Raw genomic sequence first — 18,517 nt, forward strand, 5'->3', positions numbered from 1 at the left:
AGACAACCCTTTAGTTATGAGGTAAGTCATGTCAAACACTACAAATAAATCATCGCGTCGCGAAACGCGCGCAGCTGCATCTGAATATATTTATAATTTAACAGGGCAGCCATTTCCAAATTCTCAAAAAGTGTACGTTGAAGGTAGCCAGCCAGGCGTGCGTGTAGGTATGCGCGAAATAACACTCAGTGATACGTTTATTGGTGGCACCGACGAAAATCCGGTGTATGAATCTAATGAGCCACTTCGTGTTTACGATACATCGGGCCCGTACACTGACCCAAATTTTGAATTAGATGTACGTAAAGGGTTACCAAAATTTCGTGAGCAATGGATTGCAGGGCGCAACGATACAGAAGTACTCGATTCGGTCACCTCGCAGTTTGCACAGCAGCGTATGGCTGATGATGGACTTGATCATATTCGTTTTGATCACCTACCAAAAATTCGCCGTGGTAAAGCGGGCAAAAATGTCACACAAATGCATTACGCCCGCCAAGGTATTGTAACGCCAGAGATGGAATACGTTGCAGTGCGAGAAAATATGGGGCGTGCAAAGATTCGCGAAGAATTATTAGCTGCGCAGCATAAGGGCGAGTCGTTTGGCGCGAGTATTCCCGATTTTATAACCCCTGAATTTGTACGTGACGAAATAGCACGCGGCCGCGCAATTTTACCTAACAATATCAACCATCCAGAAACCGAACCAATGATTGTGGGCCGTAACTTTTTGGTTAAAGTGAACGCTAATATAGGTAATTCATCGGTCACTTCATCTATTGAAGAAGAAGTAGAAAAAATGGTGTGGTCGACTCGTTGGGGCGCCGATACCGTCATGGATTTATCAACAGGGCGCTATATTCACGAAACACGTGAGTGGGTAGTACGTAACTCGCCTGTACCCATTGGTACTGTGCCTATTTATCAGGCCCTTGAAAAAGTAAACGGTGTAGCTGAAGACTTAACGTGGGAAATATTCCGCGATACCTTAATTGAACAAGCAGAGCAGGGCGTTGACTACTTTACTATTCATGCCGGTGTGCTTTTGCGCTACGTACCTATGACGGCAAAACGTGTTACAGGTATTGTGTCGCGCGGTGGCTCTATTATGGCCAAATGGTGTTTAGCGCACCATAAAGAGAACTTTTTATACACGCACTTTGAAGATATTTGTGAAATTTTAAAACAATACGATGTGTGTTTTTCATTAGGCGATGGCCTTCGCCCAGGCTCTATTGCTGATGCAAACGATGAAGCACAATTTAGTGAGTTACGTACATTAGGCGAGCTAACACAAATAGCATGGAAGCATGACGTACAAGTATTTATTGAAGGGCCAGGGCATGTGCCAATGCACATGATTAAAGCCAACATGGATGAGCAACTAGCACATTGTGGCGAAGCGCCATTTTATACTCTAGGCCCACTAACAACCGATATTGCACCAGGGTACGACCACATTACATCGGGTATTGGAGCGGCGCAAATAGCGTGGTATGGCTGTGCTATGTTGTGTTATGTAACGCCAAAAGAACATTTAGGCTTACCAAATAAAGAAGACGTTAAAGAAGGTTTAATTACCTACAAAATTGCAGCGCATGCCGCCGATTTAGCTAAAGGACACCCAGGCGCGCAAGAGCGCGATAATGCCTTGTCAAAAGCGCGTTTTGAGTTTAGATGGCATGACCAATTTAATATTGGTTTAGACCCTGTACGTGCACGCGAATACCACGACGAAACACTGCCACAAGAGTCGGGCAAAGTAGCTCATTTTTGCTCTATGTGTGGCCCTAAATTTTGCTCTATGAAAATCAGCCAAGAGGTACGCGATTACGCTAACGATTTAGAGGAGCGTGGTATTGATCCTAATAACGCGGGTGAGGCTATTGAAATTAAAATGATTGATGTAGAAGCACAAATGAAAGCTAAATCAGAGGAGTTTAAGCAAACGGGCTCTGAAATTTATCACAAAGCGATATAACTCGACCTTAGGCTGCGGATATCTATCTACGTGCAATGAGGTGGCTACCTTAGCGCAAGATTGCATGTAGTTTGTGACTCGCGGCAAGCCAATGAAGGATTTTTTATGCAGTACCATATTGCCATTGTTGGATTTGGTTTAGCAGGAAGGCTTGCTGCACTTGAGCTAAGTAAGCAGCACAATGTGAGTGTGTTTGAGGCCGATGATGAACATGCTCTCAATAGTGCAGGCAAAGTTGCAGCAGCTATGCTTGCGCCATTGGCTGAGTCGGTATTGTGTGAAGCCGATTTAGCGCAAATGGGATTGGATTCGATAAATCGCTGGCCACAAATAATAGAAGAGCTTGAACACGATGTGTTTTTTCAGCAGCAAGGCACATTAGTGGTTGCACATCAACAAGATAAAGGCGACCTACAAAGCTTTACCCAGCGAATAAAACCCATAGCTGGGCACAATGCTGAGGCTTTAAATGCTCAGAAAATAGCGCAGTTAGAGCCTGAGCTTGCGAATCGTTTTAGCCAAGGTGTGTTTTTACCCTGTGAAGGGCAAATAGATAATCAAGCCTTTTATAAAGCAAGCTACAGCATGCTTAACAGGCGAAAAGTAAAGTTTGTGTTTAATCAGCGGGTAACTATCAAAAATGGTGAAATTAATAATCGCCCGTTTGATTTTATTATTGATTGCAGAGGGCTTGGCGCAAAAAAGGAGCAACTGCTTCGTGGTGTAAGAGGTGAGGTTGCGCGACTTTATGCACCAGAAGTTAATTTAACGCGCCCAGTGCGATTAATGCATCCGCGGTATCCTATTTATATTGCACCAAAACCTAATAATGAATATGTCATTGGTGCAACTGAAATTGAATCGCAAGACAGCGGCCCAGCCACTGTTCGTTCAACACTAGAACTATTGTCGGCAGCTTACACTGTGCATAGTGGGTTTGCAGAAGGGCGTTTATTAGGGGTTCAAACAGGGCTTCGCCCTGCGTTTAGTGACAACAGACCGCAAGTAAAAAAATCAGGAAATGTTATTAGCATTAATGGCTTATATCGTCATGGCTATATGTTAGCCCCTGTTCTTGTTGCACAAGCGCTATCGTACATAGGTGAGTATTAAATGAAGATTACGTTAAACGGTGAGCTTTTAGATTTAACCTCTCATGCGTTACTTGAGATATTAAAAGAGTATGGAGCAATTGCCCCTTATGCGGTGGCTGTTAATGGCGTATTTATACCAAAAAGTCAGCATAACGGTTTTGTTATAAATGAAGGGGATAGCATTGAATTGTTATCGCCCATTCAAGGTGGGTAGGCGCATGCAAGTAAAAGACACGTTAAATATTTATGGTGAAGCAATTAATAGCCGATTACTAATTGGCACTGCTTTGTATCCATCGCCAGATATTATGACGCAATCAATTAAAGCGTCTGGTGCGGGGGTTGTCACGGTATCACTAAGGCGCCAGCAAAGTGCAGAAGCAGGTGATGACTTTTGGCAATTGATAAAAAATACGGGTTTAAAAATATTGCCCAATACGGCTGGGTGTCACAGCGTAAAAGAAGCGGTAACCCTTGCTCAAATGTGTCGTGAAGTATTTGCTACCGATTGGATTAAGCTTGAGCTGATAGGTGATGACTATAACTTGCAACCTGATCCATTTGCTTTGCTTGAAGCCACAGAAATACTAATTAACGATGGGTTTAAAGTACTGCCTTATTGCACCGATGATTTAGTGCTTTGTCAGCGTTTAAATGACCTAGGATGCGAAGTGCTTATGCCATGGGGGGCACCAATAGGTACAGGAAAAGGCTTGTTAAATAGTTACAATTTAAAAACGATTCGTGAGCGCTTACCAAATACAACACTTATTGTGGATGCAGGGTTAGGTCTACCGTCGCATGCCTGCCAAGCGCTTGAATTAGGGTATGATGCTGTATTATTAAATTCAGCCATTGCTGGGGCGGGTTGCCCAAAAACTATGAGCCTTGCATTTAAGGCGGCGGTTGAGGCAGGGCGCTTTGCTTATAACGCTAAAGCAATGCCCGAAAAAGACCTCGCAGCACCCTCAACTCCTACAATGGGCATGCCGTTTTGGCATCAGCAGTAAGGAAATAAAATATATGAATAACGTAGTGTGGACAATTGCCGGATCTGATTCTGGCGGTGGCGCAGGTATTCAAGCCGATATAAAGGCGATGCAAAGTTTTGGTGTACATGGCTGTACCGCAATTACCGCGCTTACGGCGCAAAATAGTTTAGGTGTAGAAGCTATTAATGCGGTGTCTACCGATATTATTGAATCACAGCTTTTGGCACTTGAAAAAGACATGAAGGCCAAAGTAATTAAAATTGGCATGTTAGCAAATGTGCAGCAAATTCAATTAATCAGTGAACACATAAGCCACTACAAAGCTAAATGGCCAGTTCCACCAGTGATTGTTTACGACCCCGTTGCTATTGCTTCAAGCGGGGATGTATTAACCGAAGAAGATACCGTAAGCGCTATTAAAGAGTGCTTATTGCCGCTGGTGGATGTAATAACACCTAACACGCACGAGACTCAATTATTAACCGGCGTATATTTAATTGGCCCAAGCGCCGTTAAAGACGCAGCAAATAAACTGCTAAGTTGGGGAGCAAAGTCAGTGGTTATTAAAGGTGGGCATTGGGATTTCCCTAGTGGTTACTGTATTGATTACTGCATACAAAATAACGAAGAATATTGGCTAGGTAATAAAAAAATTCAAACCCCACACAACCATGGTACGGGGTGCAGTATGGCGTCGGTTATTGCAGCGTGTTTAGCAAAAGATTACCCACTAAAAGATGCCTTTATTTTAGCCAAAGCTTATATAAACCAAGGTTTAAAGCAGTCGGTTAGATACGGTGAAGGAATAGGGCCTGTAGCGCAAACATCATTTCCTACACATTTAGACGACTACCCTCAAGTTATAGAGCCAGGTAGCTGGCTTGGTGATGAACTTGATTTTGATGTGCCGCTTGAGTTTAATATGGCCGCTGATTTTGCACTTTGTGAAAGTAAACAATTAGGCTTGTACGCGGTTGTTGATAGTAATGACTGGCTAGAAAAGTGCTTACAGCAAGGGATCAAAACAGCGCAATTACGTGTTAAAAATAAAACTGAGACTGAGCTTGATGAACTCATAAAACAGGCTGTTGAACTGGGTAAAAAGTACCGCGCTCACGTATTTATAAATGATTACTGGCAGTTAGCAATAAAGCACGGTGCTTATGGCGTGCATTTAGGCCAAGAAGACTTAGACATTGCTAATTTAGCCGCCATTAAAGAGGCGGGTTTAAGGCTTGGGCTTTCGACTCATGGTTTTTATGAAATGCTGCGTGCGCATAATTACCGACCAAGTTATATGGCATTTGGCGCTATTTATCCAACCACGACCAAAGATATGACAGGGCAAATACAAGGGCTCGATAAACTTAAAAAGTGTGTGCCATTAATGCAAAGCTACCCAACGGTTGCCATTGGCGGAATTGATTTAACCCGCGCAAATGAAGTTGCTAATACAGGCGTCGGTAGTGTTGCGGTAGTAAGGGCCATTAGTGAAGCGGATGACTATATTGCAGCTATTAGCTCGCTACAAAGTGCTATAAACCAGCCAAATGGATAAGCTCAGCGATAAAGAAACCCTGCGTTATAGCCGCCACTTATTATTAAAAGAAGTGGGGCTAGAAGGGCAGTTAGCACTAAAGTCTGCCACTGTTGCTGTAGTCGGTGCAGGCGGTTTAGGCAGCCCAGCACTTTTGTATTTAGCGGCGGCAGGTATTGGTTCGCTTATTTTAATAGACGATGATGCCGTTGAGCTTTCAAACTTACAGCGGCAAGTGCTTTATAAAGTTAATCATTTAGGGCAAAGCAAGGTAGCGGCCGCTGGTAAAGTGTTAACGAGCCTCAATAATCAAATACACATAGTGACGCACAGTAAAAAGCTTTATGAGGAGAATTGCGCTGAGCTTTTAAGCAATGCCGATGTAGTACTTGATTGCTCAGATAATTTTACCACGCGCTATGCCGTGAACCGGTATTGCTTAGCAAATAAAACGCGTTTAATAGCTGGCGCTGCTATCGCGACAAGCGGGCAGTTAATGGGCTTTGATTTTACACAGACTCAAAGCCCTTGCTACGGCTGTATTTTTCCAAAAACGAGTGAAGCACCCGCTATTAATTGCAGTAATGCGGGGGTAATAAGCCCTTTATTAGGGATTGTTGGTTCTATGCAGGCACAACTTACGCTTAATTTTTTACTCGGACATGTTGAGGGGAGTGCATTTATTACTTTTGATGCGCTGAGTTTAAAGCAGCAACATTTTAAAGTAGTTAAAGATTTAAACTGTAAAGAGTGTGGTGGATAAAATAAGAGGTAATTCGCGTGGCTAAACTCGGGGCTAAGCCATGAGAAGCTGGGCTTCTAACGTGAGCAAGCTCATTGTCTACCAATAAAAAAGCACCGCATTTGTCATAAACGCGGTGCTTTTAATCTTTAACTAAAAACTAAAAACTAAAAACTAAAAACTTATAGCTCTTCACTTTCTTTAATTTTTGCAAACGCAGTACCTAAGCGAGTAACCACTTCTGGTAGTTGATCATCTAGTATGTTTGCTTTATTAGCACCCCATGCAAGCACTACCGTTGAGCCTAATTTAAAGCGACCCATTTCCTCGCCTTTCTTAAGTGTGATTGCGTTTTCACCGCTGGTCGGGTAATTCCAACTAAATACATCACTACCTGCTGGTGGAGTAACAGTACCGGCCCAAACAGTTTCTATGCTAGCGACAATAGTTGCGCCTACCAATACCATAGCGAGTGGACCTATTTCCGTTTCAAAAATAGCCACTACACGCTCGTTACGCGCAAATAAGTTGGGAACATTCTGCGCTGTAAGCGGATTTACCGAAAATAAATCGCCCGGTACGTAAATCATTTTGCTTAATGTGCCATCAATAGGCATATGAATACGGTGGTAATCTTTTGGTGCTAAATAAATAGTTGCAAATTTACCACCTAAAAACGCAGTTGTATCGTCCTCAGACCCACCTAGAAGTGCCTGCAAGCTATAGTCGTGGCCTTTGGCTTGAATAAGCTGTCCATCAACTATGTCGCCTAGCTGGCTAATTGCACCATCTACTGGATGAATTATTGTATCAGCGTCTTCAACCATTGGACGAACGCCGTCTTTGAGTGGACGAGTAAAAAACTCGTTAAATGTTTTGTAATGAGACGGGTCTGAATATTTAGCCTCACTCATATCTATTTTATATTGCTTGATAAACAGTTTAATAAGCGTTGTTGTTAACGCACCGGCTTTTGCAGCTGCTAATTTACCCACAACGCGCGAAATAAAGTGTTTTGGCATTGCGTACTGCATTGCGATTTTAAATTTGTCTAAGCTCACGGTATTTTTCCTTAATTATACACGCGGCGCACGAGCGCCGGCACGGCCATCGGCCATTGATTCTAATATTCGGTGATAGCTGTCAAAGCGTAGTTGCGAAATGTCGCCATTGGCTACGGCTTCTTTAATTATACAGCCCGGGTCATTTAAGTGTTTGCAGTCTCTAAAGCGGCATCCACCTATAAATTCTCTAAATTCTTTAAAGCACCAAGTCACACGCTCAACGTCTAAATGCCACAACCCAAATTCACGAATACCCGGCGAGTCAATTAAGTTACCGCCAGTGGGTAAGTGATGAAGGCGTGATACCGTTGTGGTGTGTTGGCCTAAGCCACTGTTTTCTGATACCTCTTTCGTTAATATTTCGGCATTTGGCAGTACAGTATTTACTAGGGTTGATTTACCCACGCCACTTTGACCTACAAAAATATTATTTTTACCAACAAGCATGTCTTTAAGCTCATCAATTCCTTCACCGGTTATATTGCTGACAAGCAGTACGCGATAATTTAATGTGCGATAAATATCGAGCACGTTTTGAATATCTTTAAGGCCGGCTTCGTCGATTAAGTCGATTTTGTTGAGGATTAAAATAGGCTCAATACCCATATCCTCACAGGCAATTAAATAGCGATCAATAATGCTAGGGGTAAACTCAGGTAATACAGCAGAAACCATAAGTATTTGGTCAATATTTGCAGCTATTACTTTTACCCCATCGTAAAAATCGGGGCGAGTAAGTTGCGAGCGACGCTCTTGTGTTGCTTCAATAACTCCAGCTAAATCGCCTTCACTTACTTTAGCGCGACGAAATAACACTTCGTCGCCACATACTAAATTAGATACCGTTCGGCGTATATTACAGCGAAGCACGTCTCCATTTTGCGTTTCAACATCAGCGTGCTGGCCAAATCGACTGATCACAATGGCGCTTTCAACCTGACCTAAATTATCTGCCTGCCACTCTTGGGCACCTTTTTTAGCTGGTTTTGAACCTGCGCTGTTAATACGCTTTTGATGATTGGCCTTTATCTGACGCGATTGGCCTTTACTTAATTTTTTCTGTTTTGCCACGTTTGGCCTATAACCTTGTTTAAATGTCGGCTTTGAGCATAATACCAATTCGCAATAATACTTAACCGAGTTGGTATAAAAAAAGCTTTAGCTCGACGGTTGATGCTAATATGATATATCGAAATGCGTTGGATCTAAAGAAAAGCACCGTTTAAGGTAATTATGACTATTAATAAATCAAACTTAATTTGGCTCGATCTGGAAATGACCGGACTTGAACCTGCGACCGATAAAATACTTGAAATTGCAACTGTTGTCACTGATGCAGACCTTAATATATTAGCTGAGGGGCCAACTATTGCTATTCATCAAAGCGATGAATTACTTAATGGTATGGACGAGTGGTGTACTACTCAGCACGGTAAATCAGGCTTAACTGCGCGTTGTAAAGCAAGTGCGTTTGATGAAGAGTATGCGGTAGCGCAAACATTAGAGTTTTTAAAACAATGGGTGCCAGCAGGCGCATCCCCAATGTGTGGTAACTCAATTGGGCAAGACAGACGCTTTATGAATAAATATATGCGTGAACTCGAAGATTTTTTCCATTACCGCAACCTTGATGTAAGTACGATTAAAGAACTTGCTAGACGTTGGAAACCAGAAGTGCTCGCTCAAGTAAATAAAAAAGGCTCTCACCTTGCCTTAGACGACATTAAAGATTCGATTATGGAATTGAAGGTATACAGAGAAAAATTCTTTAATTTGTAAAAAACACTTGCAAACACATCGTATTATTGTAGAATCCTGCCCCGCTCAAGACGATAACCCCCGCGGGGTTAGTGCGCTTGAGCAAGCGATTATGCGGCACTAGCTCAGTTGCCGGAATGTTGAACGCGACGTGTCGCGCACCAACGGATAAATTACTGACTAACCATAATGCGGCACTAGCTCAGTTGGTAGAGCGCGACCTTGCCAAGGTCGAGGTCACGAGTTCGAGCCTCGTGTGCCGCTCCAATTTCTCACCAAAGAAATTGGAGTTGAAATTTAGAAATGCGGTACTAGCTCAGTTGGTAGAGCGCGACCTTGCCAAGGTCGAGGTCACGAGTTCGAGCCTCGTGTACCGCTCCAATTTCTAACCAAAAATGTGGTACTAGCTCAGTTGCTAGAGTGTTGAACGCGACCTGTCGCGCACCAACGTAAAATAACTAAAGAAGTAAAAATGCGGTACTAGCTCAGTTGGTAGAGCGCGACCTTGCCAAGGTCGAGGTCACGAGTTCGAGCCTCGTGTACCGCTCCAATATTTTTATCCCTTCAAAATATCTTCATTAAAAAGCATAATTCAAACCTTTATTACCTAACTTTTCCTATTTGTAATATTCAGCATTCAGGCTTTGATTATTTGACGTTATCACTTTTGCGCAGAGCCAGCTTTTCATTAATAAAGCGATATTTTATCCTGAGGTCGTATAGTTGAATTAAGAGGGGGGGATACTTTTTGACTGAGAAGTTTTGAAATTTCAGTTAAAGCAGCTCACCTTCAATAGTTGCTATAATGCGCCTTGCGCCACCAACATCTCGGTGTTCGCCTAAATAAATACCCTGCCAAGTTCCTAAAGCTAAGTATCCATTTGAAATTGGAATACTTAATTCACAACCAAGTGTGCTGGTTTTTATGTGGGCAGGCATATCGTCGTCGCCTTCATAATCATGACGATAATAAGGCTGTCGCTCAGGTACAAATTTATTGAAGTGACTTTCCATATCCATACGCACAGTAGGATCGGCATTTTCGTTAATCGTTAGACTTGCTGATGTGTGTTGAATAAATAAATGCAGTAAGCCTACTTTGTAGTGGGCAATTTCGGGGAGTTGGTTTAAAACGTCATCATCAATTAAGTGAAAACCCCGAGAACGAGGTTTTAGTGAAATTGTTTTTTGTTGCCAACTCATAGTGTATCGAAACTAACTTCTATATTGGCTGTGCCAGCGTCGCTACTAAATGGCATTATGATTTTTTTGCCTTGGCTTTTATGTGTTATTGTATGGCCCGCACCTGAAACAACAATAGGTGTAGCCATATCAAAATCAAACCCTTTTTCGCCTAACAGGTTTTTTGCACCACCGGTTACCATATTAGTGATTTCACCCACCATGTCTGTGACTTCTTCATTAATAGTGTCTGGGCGCTCGCCAAGCATACGTTCCATAATTGTAAGAGCTAGGCTTTCGTCAAATGTGATTGAGAACGACCCACGCGTTTGCGGGCCAACCATACCAATTAAACCAGATACATCGCCACAGGCGACTTCATCAGTTTTAATGCGCGGTTTACCAGGTTTCAACTGTGTTTGTGCCATGGTGCTTAACACGTTGATTAATGATGATAAAAAAGGATTGATAAACTCTACATTCATACTGAATACTCTTAAATTTGTGCTATTGAATGGCTACAACTTACTAGTATAGCCATAAAGAATTATTTTGTTTTTATAAAGCTCTGCAAGACTCACATTTACCATGAGCTTCAATTGTTTGCCCTGATACTACAAACCCACTTTCTGCCGCTAAGTTGTTTAGCTCATGAGAGATAACGGTAGAGTGAAGTTCTTTAACATATCCGCAGTTATCGCAAATTAGCAATTGTACAGGATGAATATGATCAAAATGATGACACAACATAAATGCGTTGGTGCTTTCAATTTTATGAATAAATCCTAGTTCGGCTAAAAAGTCTAATGCACGATAAATAGTGGCTGGCTTGGCACCAGACTCAGTAATTTTGAGTTGTTCTAGTAGATCATAGGCACCTACACCACCTTGTGCACTGGCTAATAAGCGAAATACTTTTTCACGGATAGGCGTAAAACGAGCGCCACGGTTGTCACATACTTGCTTAGCTTTACTAACTAGTGATTCTATATTCATCATTCTCTTATCCTTACGCTACCATGATATACTAACATACTGTGTTGTAGTTGCAGTGTTTTTATTAGGCGCTTTTTATTTAGGAAACCCCGAAATGAACGAATTATTAGCCATTTTTATCTTCTTTTTTGCGGTGATAGACCCAATAGGAACTGTACCTGTATTTATTGCAGTGACCCGAGGAGAAGATGATAAATTTAAGCGCAAAGTCATCTTTAAGGCCGTTGGGGTATCGGCTGTTGTGCTGCTATTTTTTGTTGTAGCTGGTGAGCTTTTATTAAATGCGATTGAAATTCCATTGTCGGCTTTCCAGATAGCGGGCGGCATAGTACTACTGCTTTTTGCACTGTCGATGATTTTTGGTGAAAGCAAACCCGAAACAGAAATAAAAAGCGTACGTGACAGCACTGAAACAGCCATCTTTCCATTGGCTATTCCTTCAATCGCGAGCCCAGGCGCTATGTTAGGTGCTGTGCTTATGACGCGTAATGAAGAGTTTACTTGGATTGAGCAACTGATGACGTCCTCGATGATGCTTGCTGTTTTGGCTTTGGTGCTCATATTACTTTTACTTGCAACACATGTGCATAAAGTTATTGGCGATAGTGGCGCGAGTATTATAAGTAGAATAATGGGACTTATTTTAAGCTCTGTTGCAGTAACTAATATTTTAAATGGTATAGCGCATTACTTTGGTTTGCAGGTATATAGCTAATATTGCTGCTAGTCGGAGTTTTGTGTAAAATGCGCCTCCTTTAAACGCCTTGCTTTTATACCCACTTGGGTTTTACATTTGGATGAATATATTTTGGATAAACCAACTTTAAACAGACGCTTTTCTGTCGCCCCAATGCTTGATTGGACTGACCGTCATTGTCGTACTTTTCATCGTAAAATGACAAAGCACACCGTGCTATATACAGAAATGATCACTACGGGCGCTATTTTGTTTGGCCGTGGCGACTACTTGCATTTTAACCAGCATGAGGGACCTGTTGCATTGCAATTGGGAGGTTCTGACCCTGAGGCATTGGCAAAATGTGCGAAGCTTGCCGAGGAGCGTGGTTATGATGAAATTAATCTAAATGTAGGCTGCCCGTCAGATCGGGTTCAAAATGGTCGCTTTGGTGCGTGTTTAATGGCTGAACCCGAATTGGTTGCTCAGTGCGTTGCGGCAATGAAAAATGAAGTTAGCATTCCGGTGACTGTTAAAACGCGCATTGGTATAGACGAACAAGATTCGTATGAGTTTTTATGTGCGTTAATTGAAGCAAGTCATAAAGTAGGCTGTGATGACTTTATTATCCATGCGCGCAAAGCATGGCTAAATGGTTTAAGCCCTAAAGAAAACCGTGAAGTTCCGCCACTTGATTACCCGCGTGTATATCAACTCAAGAAAGATTATCCGCAACTCGATTTAAGTATTAATGGCGGCGTGAAAACGATTGAGCAAAGCCTTGAGCATCTTCAATACATTGACGGGGTTATGGTTGGGCGCGAGGCCTACAGTAATCCGTTTATGCTTAACGAGGTTGATGAAAAAATTTACGGCGATACAGCTAACACGCAAACCCGTCATGATGTTGTACGCTCTATGTATGATTACATTGAAGAGGAAATGCGATTAGGCGCTAATTTTTGGCATGTTGCACGTCATATGCTGGGTATTTTTCAGGGGCAACCTGGTGCGCGTGGCTTTAGACGTCACCTTTCAGAGAATGGCCATGGTAAGCAGGCTGATTTATCTGTAATGGATAAAGCACTTAGTTTTGTCCCCGAGTAATTTTTTCAAACGTAACATATAAAGCCACTTATACAGTGGCTTTTTTTGATCCTAAAAATTAGTCAAAAACATAATTTATTGGCCAATTATACTTAGCGCTATTCAGTGTGTGGTCATTTTGATCTTATCTTTTTTCATTTCAACTCTTTGATAATAAGCTTCTTTTATTAATATAAAGTGACTTGGCATAACTCTTGGAATCTACTTGTTGTAATCAATTAAAAATCAACAGGAGAATATAATGGGAATAGTTAATCGCGTAAACGATGTTATTCAATCAAATATAGTGGCAATGCTTGATAAAGCTGAAGATCCTCAAAAGCTTGTTAACTTAATGCTTAACGATATGCAGGATGCATTAAACGAATGCCGAAGCACAGCAGCTGCGCTTTTATGTGAAGAAAAAGCAATTAACCGCCACCTTGATACTAAAAAAGCAGAGCTTACGACATGGCAATCTAAAGCTGAGTTAGCAATTGAAAAAGGACGCGATGATCTTGCAAAGTCAGCACTCATTTCTAAGCAAGCTGTAAGCGAAAGCATTGAAAAGAAGCAAGCTCAACGTGAGACTTTGCAAGAGTCTTTATTAAAAATTAGATCTGATTGTGAACGCCTTCAACAAAAAATAGCAGAGGCAAAAACAAAGCAAGCTCAACTAGCGCAGCGCCATGATGTAGTCGTTGCCAGGTCGCATATAAATACTCAGTTAAATAGCGATAAAGTAGCTCATGCACTCTCTCGTTTTGAGCAAATAGAGCAACGTGTTGAGGGTATTGAAGCACAAGTCGAGGCGTATGAGTTAACTGATAAGGCTAATTCGACGGCAACTCAAATCGAGTCACTTGTTAAAAACGAAAAAATTGATACAGAGCTGGCTAGTTTAAAAGCACGCTTAAATGTTAGTTCTAAACAAAGCGCCTAGGAGGAATTATGAGTCGATTTAATCATCAGCGTGGTTGGTTTAAAGACACGCTAAATAAAAAGATATCTGGCGTATGTAGTGGCTTAGCTTACCGATTAGATTTTCCGGTGTGGGCAACACGCTTGGTTACTATTTTACTGTTTTTAAGTTTTCCGTTTGTAGTTGCGCTTGGTTATTTCATTGCGCATTGCTGTTTAGAAGAAAAGCATATTAAGGAATTTTAAAATGAAAGCTATAGCTGTTTGTATACTCATTTATTTGGTGTTTTTTACTAACTCATTCTCATTTTTAAACTTTGACACGTGGCAGTTTCCATTGTGGATTGCAGATATGAGCTGGGTTGGTGTTGAATTAGTGAGTGTACTTATAGCCATTGTAGCCGTTGCCGCAATTGCTGCGTTAGTGACTTTAGGTTTAATTGGTGCAGCAGCAGTGGCTGTTATTGGTACCGTTTTGGCTTTGCTATTTGGCTCAGTGATGATTGCATGGCCATTATTATTTATTGCGGTATTGTGCTGGTTAGTGGCTGATAACAAAAAAGTGGTTTCTTAATCCTTAATTTAACTCACTATTCCCCGTTAACTATGTTAAATTTAACGTGTGATATTACGTTTTTACAAGGATTAAAATGATGACAAAATTGTGTTTATCTTTTGTGTCTGCATTGGCTTTTAGTTTTTTTTCGTCATCTTTGGCTGCGCACTCTGGCCATAACCATTCAGCCGATACCGCACAACTTGAAGTAAGTAACGCGCAAGTTAGAGAGTTCTTACCTGGCGGTAAGGCAAGTGCCGCCTACTTAACTATTTCCAATCATAGTGGTACAAATGCAATATTAACAAAGGCCAGTATTGACGGACTAGCACGTGTTGAAATACATGAGCATGCACATGTTGATGGTATGATGAAAATGCAAAAGGTTGAATCGGTCATTGTGAAAGCGCATGAAAGTGTCGATTTTCAGCCTGGAGGCTATCATTTAATGGTATTTGAGCCACAAGAGCCTTTAAAAGCAGGGCAAGAACGCAAACTAACGCTATATTTTAGTGATGGTAATCGCTTATTTACAAATATTGAGGTGGTTACGCTAGAGTCGCAAATAAATAAAGCTAAGTCGTCAGCACAACATTCTCATCACTAGGAGTTTACATGTCGCAACACAAAGGAAAAATAGCAGGCATTATAGTTATACTGCTTATTATATTTTACGCCATTGCCGTTTACTGGAGTACTGAGCCTTCACGTTTTGATGTGGTTGAAAGTGCAAAAGAGCAAGCGCAACTTCGAAATGAAACGATGGTGACGGGTTACATTACTACATCAACACTTATCACTGTTGCAAATACGCTGCTTGATAAGCCAGGCGGATATTTATCAAACGACGTTATACCACCTAGCATTATTATGGATGATATGCCTGCTTGGGAATATGGCGCACTTGAAATGGTTCGTGATTTATCACTTTCTATGAGAAAAGATTTTAGCCGCTCTCAATCGCAATCAACTGAACACGAAGCGCTTAAAAAAGCACAACCTCAATTTAATATAAGTTCTGAAGCTTGGGCGTGGCCAAGTGCTGAGGGCGAGTACCAAAAAGGGATTGATTACTTAATTGTTTACCGTACGCAAATGGCTCATCAGCATGAGCGCGATAGTCAGTTTTATGCCCGCGCTGATAACTTACGTAGTTGGTTAAAAGAAGCTGAAAAACGTTTAGGCAGTCTAAGTCAGCGTTTAAGTGCAAGTGTTGGGCAAGATAAAGTTAATACTGACTTAGCTGGTAATTCTTCAAATAAGCAAGCAACGCTTGCTCCATTGCAGCAGCAAGTAAGAACACCATGGCTTGATATAGATGATGTGTTTTATGAATCTCGTGGTGCAACGTGGGCGTTACTGCATTTTTTACAAGCTGTAGAGTATGACTTTAACGATGTACTTGAAAAGAAAAACGCACGCGTTAGCTTACAGCAAATCATTCGTGAACTTGAGGCCACGCAAGAAACCGTGTGGAGCCCACTAATTTTAAACGGAAATGGTTTTGGCTATGTTGCTAATCATTCTCTTGTTATGGCAAATTATATTTCTAGAGCCAACGCGGCTTTAATCGAACTTAGCGAACTATTAGCGCAAGGATAAAAAATGAAAAAGTATTGTTTAGCAGCTGCCTTATCTATGGCATGTTTAGCACCTGCAGCTCAGGCTGATACCCTATTAGGTTTATATGTAGGTGTTGATGGTTGGCAGTCGGATAATGAAGGTCAGCTTTCTTACAAAGCAAATGCACCTCAAGATTTTAACTTTGAAGATGAAACATACATAAGCTATTACGCCGCGCTTGAGCATCCGGTGCCATTAGTACCTAATCTTAAATTAAAGTATACAGAACTTGAGCTAAATGGCTCTACTGTACTAAATGATACGTTTAGCTTTAATGGTTCAGACTACGTAGTGGGTACAACCGTTAATTCTGTAAGCGATTTAACGCATGTAGATTACATTTTGTATTACGAAATATTTGATAATGACCTGATTTCTATTGATTTAGGTCTAAACGCAAAGCAGTTTGACGGTGACATCATTGTTAATGGTACAACGCAAGATGGCGGCGCAAATTTTACTGAAACGGTTGAGTTTTCTGGTTTTGTGCCACTTGCATACGCGCGTGCAGAAGCAGGCTTACCACTTACAGGTTTAAGTGTGTTTTTTGAAGGCAGCCTTTTGGCAATTGACGATAGTAAAGTGCAAGATTATCAAGTAGGTGTTGCTTGGGAACTTGTAGATAACTTAGCTGTAGATATTGCTGTTAAAGCAGGTTACCGATCAATGGTATTAGAGCTTGACGATATTGATGATATTACTACTGATATTGACGCATCGGGTCCGTTTGCAGGTATTCAGGTTCATTTTTAATTAGTGCCTTCTAATTGAACAAAGCGTGGCGTCCTATTTTGTAGTATGCCACGCTAAATCAAACTCTCCCTCTAGTGCCGTGTTTACCAGCTGCTTATATACTTTATTTACAGGAAATCGTATGAGTTTAGATAGTTCATCGCCGGTTTGTGTGAATTTGTAATAGCTTAAAACCAAATCACTATTTTTTGCTTTAAGCGTCACCTTTTGAGATAAAAACGACAAAGTGAGTTCTTGGCCAGCTTTAAGCACCGCAGATTCGATTTCTTTTCTGTAAAGCAAATTCAAATCCATTAAAGTTAAAATATCAGGAAAGCCTATTCCTGTTTTACCTAAATTTAATGACACTTTATTTCCCTTACGAAGTAGGTCAAATAAAGACGGTTTTTTATAAAAGCCAAGTAAAATAAAGTGGCTATCGTCTTTTTCATTATAACCTGACAAAGACACGCATTTTTGCAAAGAGTCGGCTTCGCGCTGAGTCATGTGTTTTAGTGTTTGTAAGCTTTTAATTGAAAAAGTCCCCGGGCTTAATGTTTCACCGGTTAAAATTTTTGCCCACAATGCTTGCATAGAGCTATTTGAGGTGTCCTCACATAAAGCAATAAAGTGTTCAACCCAATCTGCATCAGGGTGTTTATTGCTAGCTACATCGGGGCAAAACTCCATTGCTTTGGTTAAGATAGCTTCTATATTTTGTTGGCGCTTAATAGCCAGTAAATCGTGTCTTTGCTTTGCGCGAGTCAGCAAAGGGTGTTCGCTATTTATATGGTACTGCGGTTTTACTTGCCCTTTTGTATTGTAACTTTGTTCTGATGATGGCGAAGTGTCGTTGTTGGGCACCTTAGTCACAGGGTAGCCAAGTAACGATTCTATTATATTAGCTAGATTAATCCGTGCTTGTGCTGTTTTTACTGTCATGGCTATTTGCTACGCTTTGTATATCGCTTAATTGTGCTACGGTTTTTAAATTATTTAACCCAAGCTCTAGAGTGTTATTTAAAATATACTCATATACGAGTGCCATATAGCCTGAAATGAGAAGAGTCGTTGATTGTCCCTCAATATAACAGGTCACGATATTGGCATTTGCCTGCGGTGAAAATGTGAGTGTGCCTTCAATAATGTGTTCATTATTTAGCAATATGTTGAACGACATTTCATCATCACTTAGGGAGGTTATAGTCATTTCACCATATCCCCATTTTCCTATCCATGATTGATGAGCGCCTACACCAGCACCAGGTTCATTAACAATAAACTCAATGGTGGGGTCTACTTGCTGCCAAGGTGACCATGTGTGCCATTGGTTAAAGTCGGCAACAAGTGTTTTTATTGTACTGGTATTGGCATTAATTTCTACGTGTTTACTTACACGATAATCTTGTGGCAGCAGTAATCCGACTACGACTATTATAAGTAGTAAAACTAATACATATTTGAACAGTACTTTTAATAATTTAATAACCATACCTTTGGTAGTTTTTTTAACTATATATGTAACAACTTTTTGTTAATCGACTATAGTATGAATTAGATCATAAGCCAAAAACTAA

22 protein-coding genes and 3 tRNA genes are annotated in these 18,517 nt (G+C 41.1%); 18 read left to right on the plus strand and 7 right to left on the minus strand.

Translation table 11 applies throughout. From position 1 onward, the window contains the following. Positions 1 to 28 precede the first annotated feature (28 nt). From thiC to AC27JL_RS00895, 6 genes are all read left to right on the plus strand, one after another. Positions 29 to 1,981 carry a phosphomethylpyrimidine synthase ThiC gene (gene thiC, locus AC27JL_RS00870; RefSeq protein ID WP_487194592.1) on the plus strand — a complete coding sequence of 651 codons (1,953 nt, stop codon included), beginning with the start codon at positions 29 to 31 and terminating at the stop codon, positions 1,979 to 1,981. 105 nt (positions 1,982 to 2,086) lie between these two features. Then, positions 2,087 to 3,094 carry an FAD-dependent oxidoreductase gene (locus AC27JL_RS00875; protein WP_487194593.1) on the plus strand — a complete coding sequence of 336 codons (1,008 nt, stop codon included), beginning with the start codon at positions 2,087 to 2,089 and terminating at the stop codon, positions 3,092 to 3,094. After that, a complete protein-coding gene (thiS, locus tag AC27JL_RS00880; RefSeq protein ID WP_006792068.1) occupies positions 3,095 to 3,289 on the plus strand; it encodes a sulfur carrier protein ThiS in 195 nt (64 codons plus the stop codon). A 4-nt stretch (positions 3,290 to 3,293) separates the two neighbouring features. Beyond that, positions 3,294 to 4,085, plus strand: a complete 792-nt coding sequence (locus AC27JL_RS00885) for a thiazole synthase (protein WP_286890165.1) — start codon at positions 3,294 to 3,296, stop codon at positions 4,083 to 4,085. A 13-nt stretch (positions 4,086 to 4,098) separates the two neighbouring features. Then, positions 4,099 to 5,625 carry a thiamine phosphate synthase gene (gene thiE, locus AC27JL_RS00890; RefSeq protein WP_487194594.1) on the plus strand — a complete coding sequence of 509 codons (1,527 nt, stop codon included), beginning with the start codon at positions 4,099 to 4,101 and terminating at the stop codon, positions 5,623 to 5,625. Then, positions 5,618 to 6,367, plus strand: a complete 750-nt coding sequence (locus AC27JL_RS00895; RefSeq protein WP_487194595.1) for a HesA/MoeB/ThiF family protein — start codon at positions 5,618 to 5,620, stop codon at positions 6,365 to 6,367. Before thiE ends, AC27JL_RS00895 begins: the two co-directional genes overlap by 8 nt. A gap of 161 nt (positions 6,368 to 6,528) precedes the next feature. Here AC27JL_RS00895 and asd read toward each other — a convergent pair whose 3' ends face one another. Together asd and rsgA are read right to left on the minus strand one after the other, a co-directional pair. Next, entirely contained in the window at positions 6,529 to 7,407 is an 879-nt protein-coding gene (gene asd / locus AC27JL_RS00900; RefSeq protein ID WP_006792072.1) for an archaetidylserine decarboxylase, read from the minus strand. 15 nt (positions 7,408 to 7,422) lie between these two features. Beyond that, positions 7,423 to 8,481 carry a small ribosomal subunit biogenesis GTPase RsgA gene (rsgA, locus tag AC27JL_RS00905; RefSeq protein ID WP_058428330.1) on the minus strand — a complete coding sequence of 353 codons (1,059 nt, stop codon included), beginning with the start codon at positions 8,479 to 8,481 and terminating at the stop codon, positions 7,423 to 7,425. Between the two features lie 162 nt (positions 8,482 to 8,643). Between rsgA and orn the strand changes: the two genes are divergently transcribed. From orn to AC27JL_RS00925, 4 genes are all read left to right on the plus strand, one after another. After that, positions 8,644 to 9,189 carry an oligoribonuclease gene (orn, locus tag AC27JL_RS00910; protein WP_006792074.1) on the plus strand — a complete coding sequence of 182 codons (546 nt, stop codon included), beginning with the start codon at positions 8,644 to 8,646 and terminating at the stop codon, positions 9,187 to 9,189. Positions 9,190 to 9,359: 170 nt separating this feature from the next. Next, a tRNA-Gly gene (locus AC27JL_RS00915) sits at positions 9,360 to 9,435 on the plus strand. 38 nt (positions 9,436 to 9,473) lie between these two features. Next, positions 9,474 to 9,549, plus strand: a tRNA-Gly gene (locus AC27JL_RS00920). 93 nt (positions 9,550 to 9,642) lie between these two features. Continuing rightward, positions 9,643 to 9,718 (plus strand) — tRNA-Gly (locus AC27JL_RS00925). Positions 9,719 to 9,942: 224 nt separating this feature from the next. Here the strand turns inward: AC27JL_RS00925 and AC27JL_RS00930 are convergent. The 3 genes from AC27JL_RS00930 to AC27JL_RS00940 form a co-directional block, all read right to left on the minus strand. Further along, positions 9,943 to 10,371 (minus strand): secondary thiamine-phosphate synthase enzyme YjbQ, encoded by a 429-nt coding sequence (locus AC27JL_RS00930; RefSeq protein ID WP_487194596.1) that lies wholly within the window; start codon positions 10,369 to 10,371, stop codon positions 9,943 to 9,945. After that, on the minus strand, positions 10,368 to 10,835 hold the full coding sequence (locus AC27JL_RS00935) for a chemotaxis protein CheX (protein WP_006792077.1): 468 nt from the start codon (positions 10,833 to 10,835) through the stop codon (positions 10,368 to 10,370). Before AC27JL_RS00935 ends, AC27JL_RS00930 begins: the two co-directional genes overlap by 4 nt. A 73-nt stretch (positions 10,836 to 10,908) precedes the next feature. Further along, the gene (locus AC27JL_RS00940) at positions 10,909 to 11,346 is read right to left on the minus strand and encodes a transcriptional repressor (RefSeq protein ID WP_033019044.1); all 438 of its coding nucleotides are present in this window, start codon (positions 11,344 to 11,346) and stop codon (positions 10,909 to 10,911) included. A gap of 94 nt (positions 11,347 to 11,440) precedes the next feature. Between AC27JL_RS00940 and AC27JL_RS00945 the strand changes: the two genes are divergently transcribed. The 8 genes from AC27JL_RS00945 to AC27JL_RS00980 all read left to right on the plus strand — a co-directional run bounded on the left by AC27JL_RS00945 (position 11,441) and on the right by AC27JL_RS00980 (position 16,961). Then, positions 11,441 to 12,061 (plus strand): MarC family protein, encoded by a 621-nt coding sequence (locus tag AC27JL_RS00945; protein WP_006792079.1) that lies wholly within the window; start codon positions 11,441 to 11,443, stop codon positions 12,059 to 12,061. Between the two features lie 93 nt (positions 12,062 to 12,154). Beyond that, complete coding sequence (gene dusA, locus AC27JL_RS00950; RefSeq protein WP_487194597.1) at positions 12,155 to 13,129, plus strand: tRNA dihydrouridine(20/20a) synthase DusA; 975 nt, start codon at positions 12,155 to 12,157, stop codon at positions 13,127 to 13,129. A 241-nt stretch (positions 13,130 to 13,370) separates the two neighbouring features. Beyond that, complete coding sequence (locus AC27JL_RS00955) at positions 13,371 to 14,051, plus strand: PspA/IM30 family protein (protein ID WP_487194598.1); 681 nt, start codon at positions 13,371 to 13,373, stop codon at positions 14,049 to 14,051. Between the two features lie 8 nt (positions 14,052 to 14,059). Next, positions 14,060 to 14,275, plus strand: a complete 216-nt coding sequence (locus tag AC27JL_RS00960; protein ID WP_058550685.1) for a PspC domain-containing protein — start codon at positions 14,060 to 14,062, stop codon at positions 14,273 to 14,275. Position 14,276: 1 nt separating this feature from the next. Beyond that, entirely contained in the window at positions 14,277 to 14,603 is a 327-nt protein-coding gene (locus AC27JL_RS00965; protein ID WP_008130274.1) for a hypothetical protein, read from the plus strand. 79 nt (positions 14,604 to 14,682) lie between these two features. Continuing rightward, a complete protein-coding gene (locus AC27JL_RS00970) occupies positions 14,683 to 15,192 on the plus strand; it encodes a copper chaperone PCu(A)C (protein ID WP_082014408.1) in 510 nt (169 codons plus the stop codon). An 8-nt stretch (positions 15,193 to 15,200) separates the two neighbouring features. Beyond that, on the plus strand, positions 15,201 to 16,187 hold the full coding sequence (locus AC27JL_RS00975) for a DUF2333 family protein (RefSeq protein ID WP_010555652.1): 987 nt from the start codon (positions 15,201 to 15,203) through the stop codon (positions 16,185 to 16,187). Positions 16,188 to 16,190: 3 nt separating this feature from the next. Beyond that, the gene (locus AC27JL_RS00980) at positions 16,191 to 16,961 is read left to right on the plus strand and encodes a TIGR04219 family outer membrane beta-barrel protein (protein ID WP_008130280.1); all 771 of its coding nucleotides are present in this window, start codon (positions 16,191 to 16,193) and stop codon (positions 16,959 to 16,961) included. Between the two features lie 33 nt (positions 16,962 to 16,994). On the opposite strand, the gene AC27JL_RS00985 is transcribed toward AC27JL_RS00980, so the two are convergent. Next, positions 16,995 to 17,882 carry a TIGR03899 family protein gene (locus AC27JL_RS00985; RefSeq protein ID WP_138740427.1) on the minus strand — a complete coding sequence of 296 codons (888 nt, stop codon included), beginning with the start codon at positions 17,880 to 17,882 and terminating at the stop codon, positions 16,995 to 16,997. Continuing rightward, on the minus strand, positions 17,851 to 18,432 hold the full coding sequence (locus AC27JL_RS00990) for an SRPBCC family protein (protein ID WP_039036365.1): 582 nt from the start codon (positions 18,430 to 18,432) through the stop codon (positions 17,851 to 17,853). Before AC27JL_RS00990 ends, AC27JL_RS00985 begins: the two co-directional genes overlap by 32 nt. Positions 18,433 to 18,517: the final 85 nt, after the last annotated feature.

It is taken from the genome of Pseudoalteromonas sp. 4NS20-0020 (assembly GCF_057554385.1).

What these genes read in the sequence shown, in the direction of transcription:
- thiC (WP_487194592.1), top strand. Translation starts at nt 29, where the DNA reads ATGTCAAACACTACAAATAAATCATCGCGTCGCGAAACGCGCGCAGCT.
- AC27JL_RS00875 (WP_487194593.1), top strand. Translation starts at nt 2,087, where the DNA reads ATGCAGTACCATATTGCCATTGTTGGATTTGGTTTAGCAGGAAGGCTT.
- thiS (WP_006792068.1), top strand. Translation starts at nt 3,095, where the DNA reads ATGAAGATTACGTTAAACGGTGAGCTTTTAGATTTAACCTCTCATGCG.
- AC27JL_RS00885 (WP_286890165.1), top strand. Translation starts at nt 3,294, where the DNA reads ATGCAAGTAAAAGACACGTTAAATATTTATGGTGAAGCAATTAATAGC.
- thiE (WP_487194594.1), top strand. Translation starts at nt 4,099, where the DNA reads ATGAATAACGTAGTGTGGACAATTGCCGGATCTGATTCTGGCGGTGGC.
- AC27JL_RS00895 (WP_487194595.1), top strand. Translation starts at nt 5,618, where the DNA reads ATGGATAAGCTCAGCGATAAAGAAACCCTGCGTTATAGCCGCCACTTA.
- orn (WP_006792074.1), top strand. Translation starts at nt 8,644, where the DNA reads ATGACTATTAATAAATCAAACTTAATTTGGCTCGATCTGGAAATGACC.
- AC27JL_RS00930 (WP_487194596.1), bottom strand. Translation starts at nt 10,371, where the DNA reads ATGAGTTGGCAACAAAAAACAATTTCACTAAAACCTCGTTCTCGGGGT.
- AC27JL_RS00935 (WP_006792077.1), bottom strand. Translation starts at nt 10,835, where the DNA reads ATGAATGTAGAGTTTATCAATCCTTTTTTATCATCATTAATCAACGTG.
- AC27JL_RS00940 (WP_033019044.1), bottom strand. Translation starts at nt 11,346, where the DNA reads ATGAATATAGAATCACTAGTTAGTAAAGCTAAGCAAGTATGTGACAAC.
- AC27JL_RS00945 (WP_006792079.1), top strand. Translation starts at nt 11,441, where the DNA reads ATGAACGAATTATTAGCCATTTTTATCTTCTTTTTTGCGGTGATAGAC.
- AC27JL_RS00955 (WP_487194598.1), top strand. Translation starts at nt 13,371, where the DNA reads ATGGGAATAGTTAATCGCGTAAACGATGTTATTCAATCAAATATAGTG.
- AC27JL_RS00960 (WP_058550685.1), top strand. Translation starts at nt 14,060, where the DNA reads ATGAGTCGATTTAATCATCAGCGTGGTTGGTTTAAAGACACGCTAAAT.
- AC27JL_RS00965 (WP_008130274.1), top strand. Translation starts at nt 14,277, where the DNA reads ATGAAAGCTATAGCTGTTTGTATACTCATTTATTTGGTGTTTTTTACT.
- AC27JL_RS00970 (WP_082014408.1), top strand. Translation starts at nt 14,683, where the DNA reads ATGACAAAATTGTGTTTATCTTTTGTGTCTGCATTGGCTTTTAGTTTT.
- AC27JL_RS00975 (WP_010555652.1), top strand. Translation starts at nt 15,201, where the DNA reads ATGTCGCAACACAAAGGAAAAATAGCAGGCATTATAGTTATACTGCTT.
- AC27JL_RS00980 (WP_008130280.1), top strand. Translation starts at nt 16,191, where the DNA reads ATGAAAAAGTATTGTTTAGCAGCTGCCTTATCTATGGCATGTTTAGCA.
- AC27JL_RS00985 (WP_138740427.1), bottom strand. Translation starts at nt 17,882, where the DNA reads ATGACAGTAAAAACAGCACAAGCACGGATTAATCTAGCTAATATAATA.
- AC27JL_RS00990 (WP_039036365.1), bottom strand. Translation starts at nt 18,432, where the DNA reads ATGGTTATTAAATTATTAAAAGTACTGTTCAAATATGTATTAGTTTTA.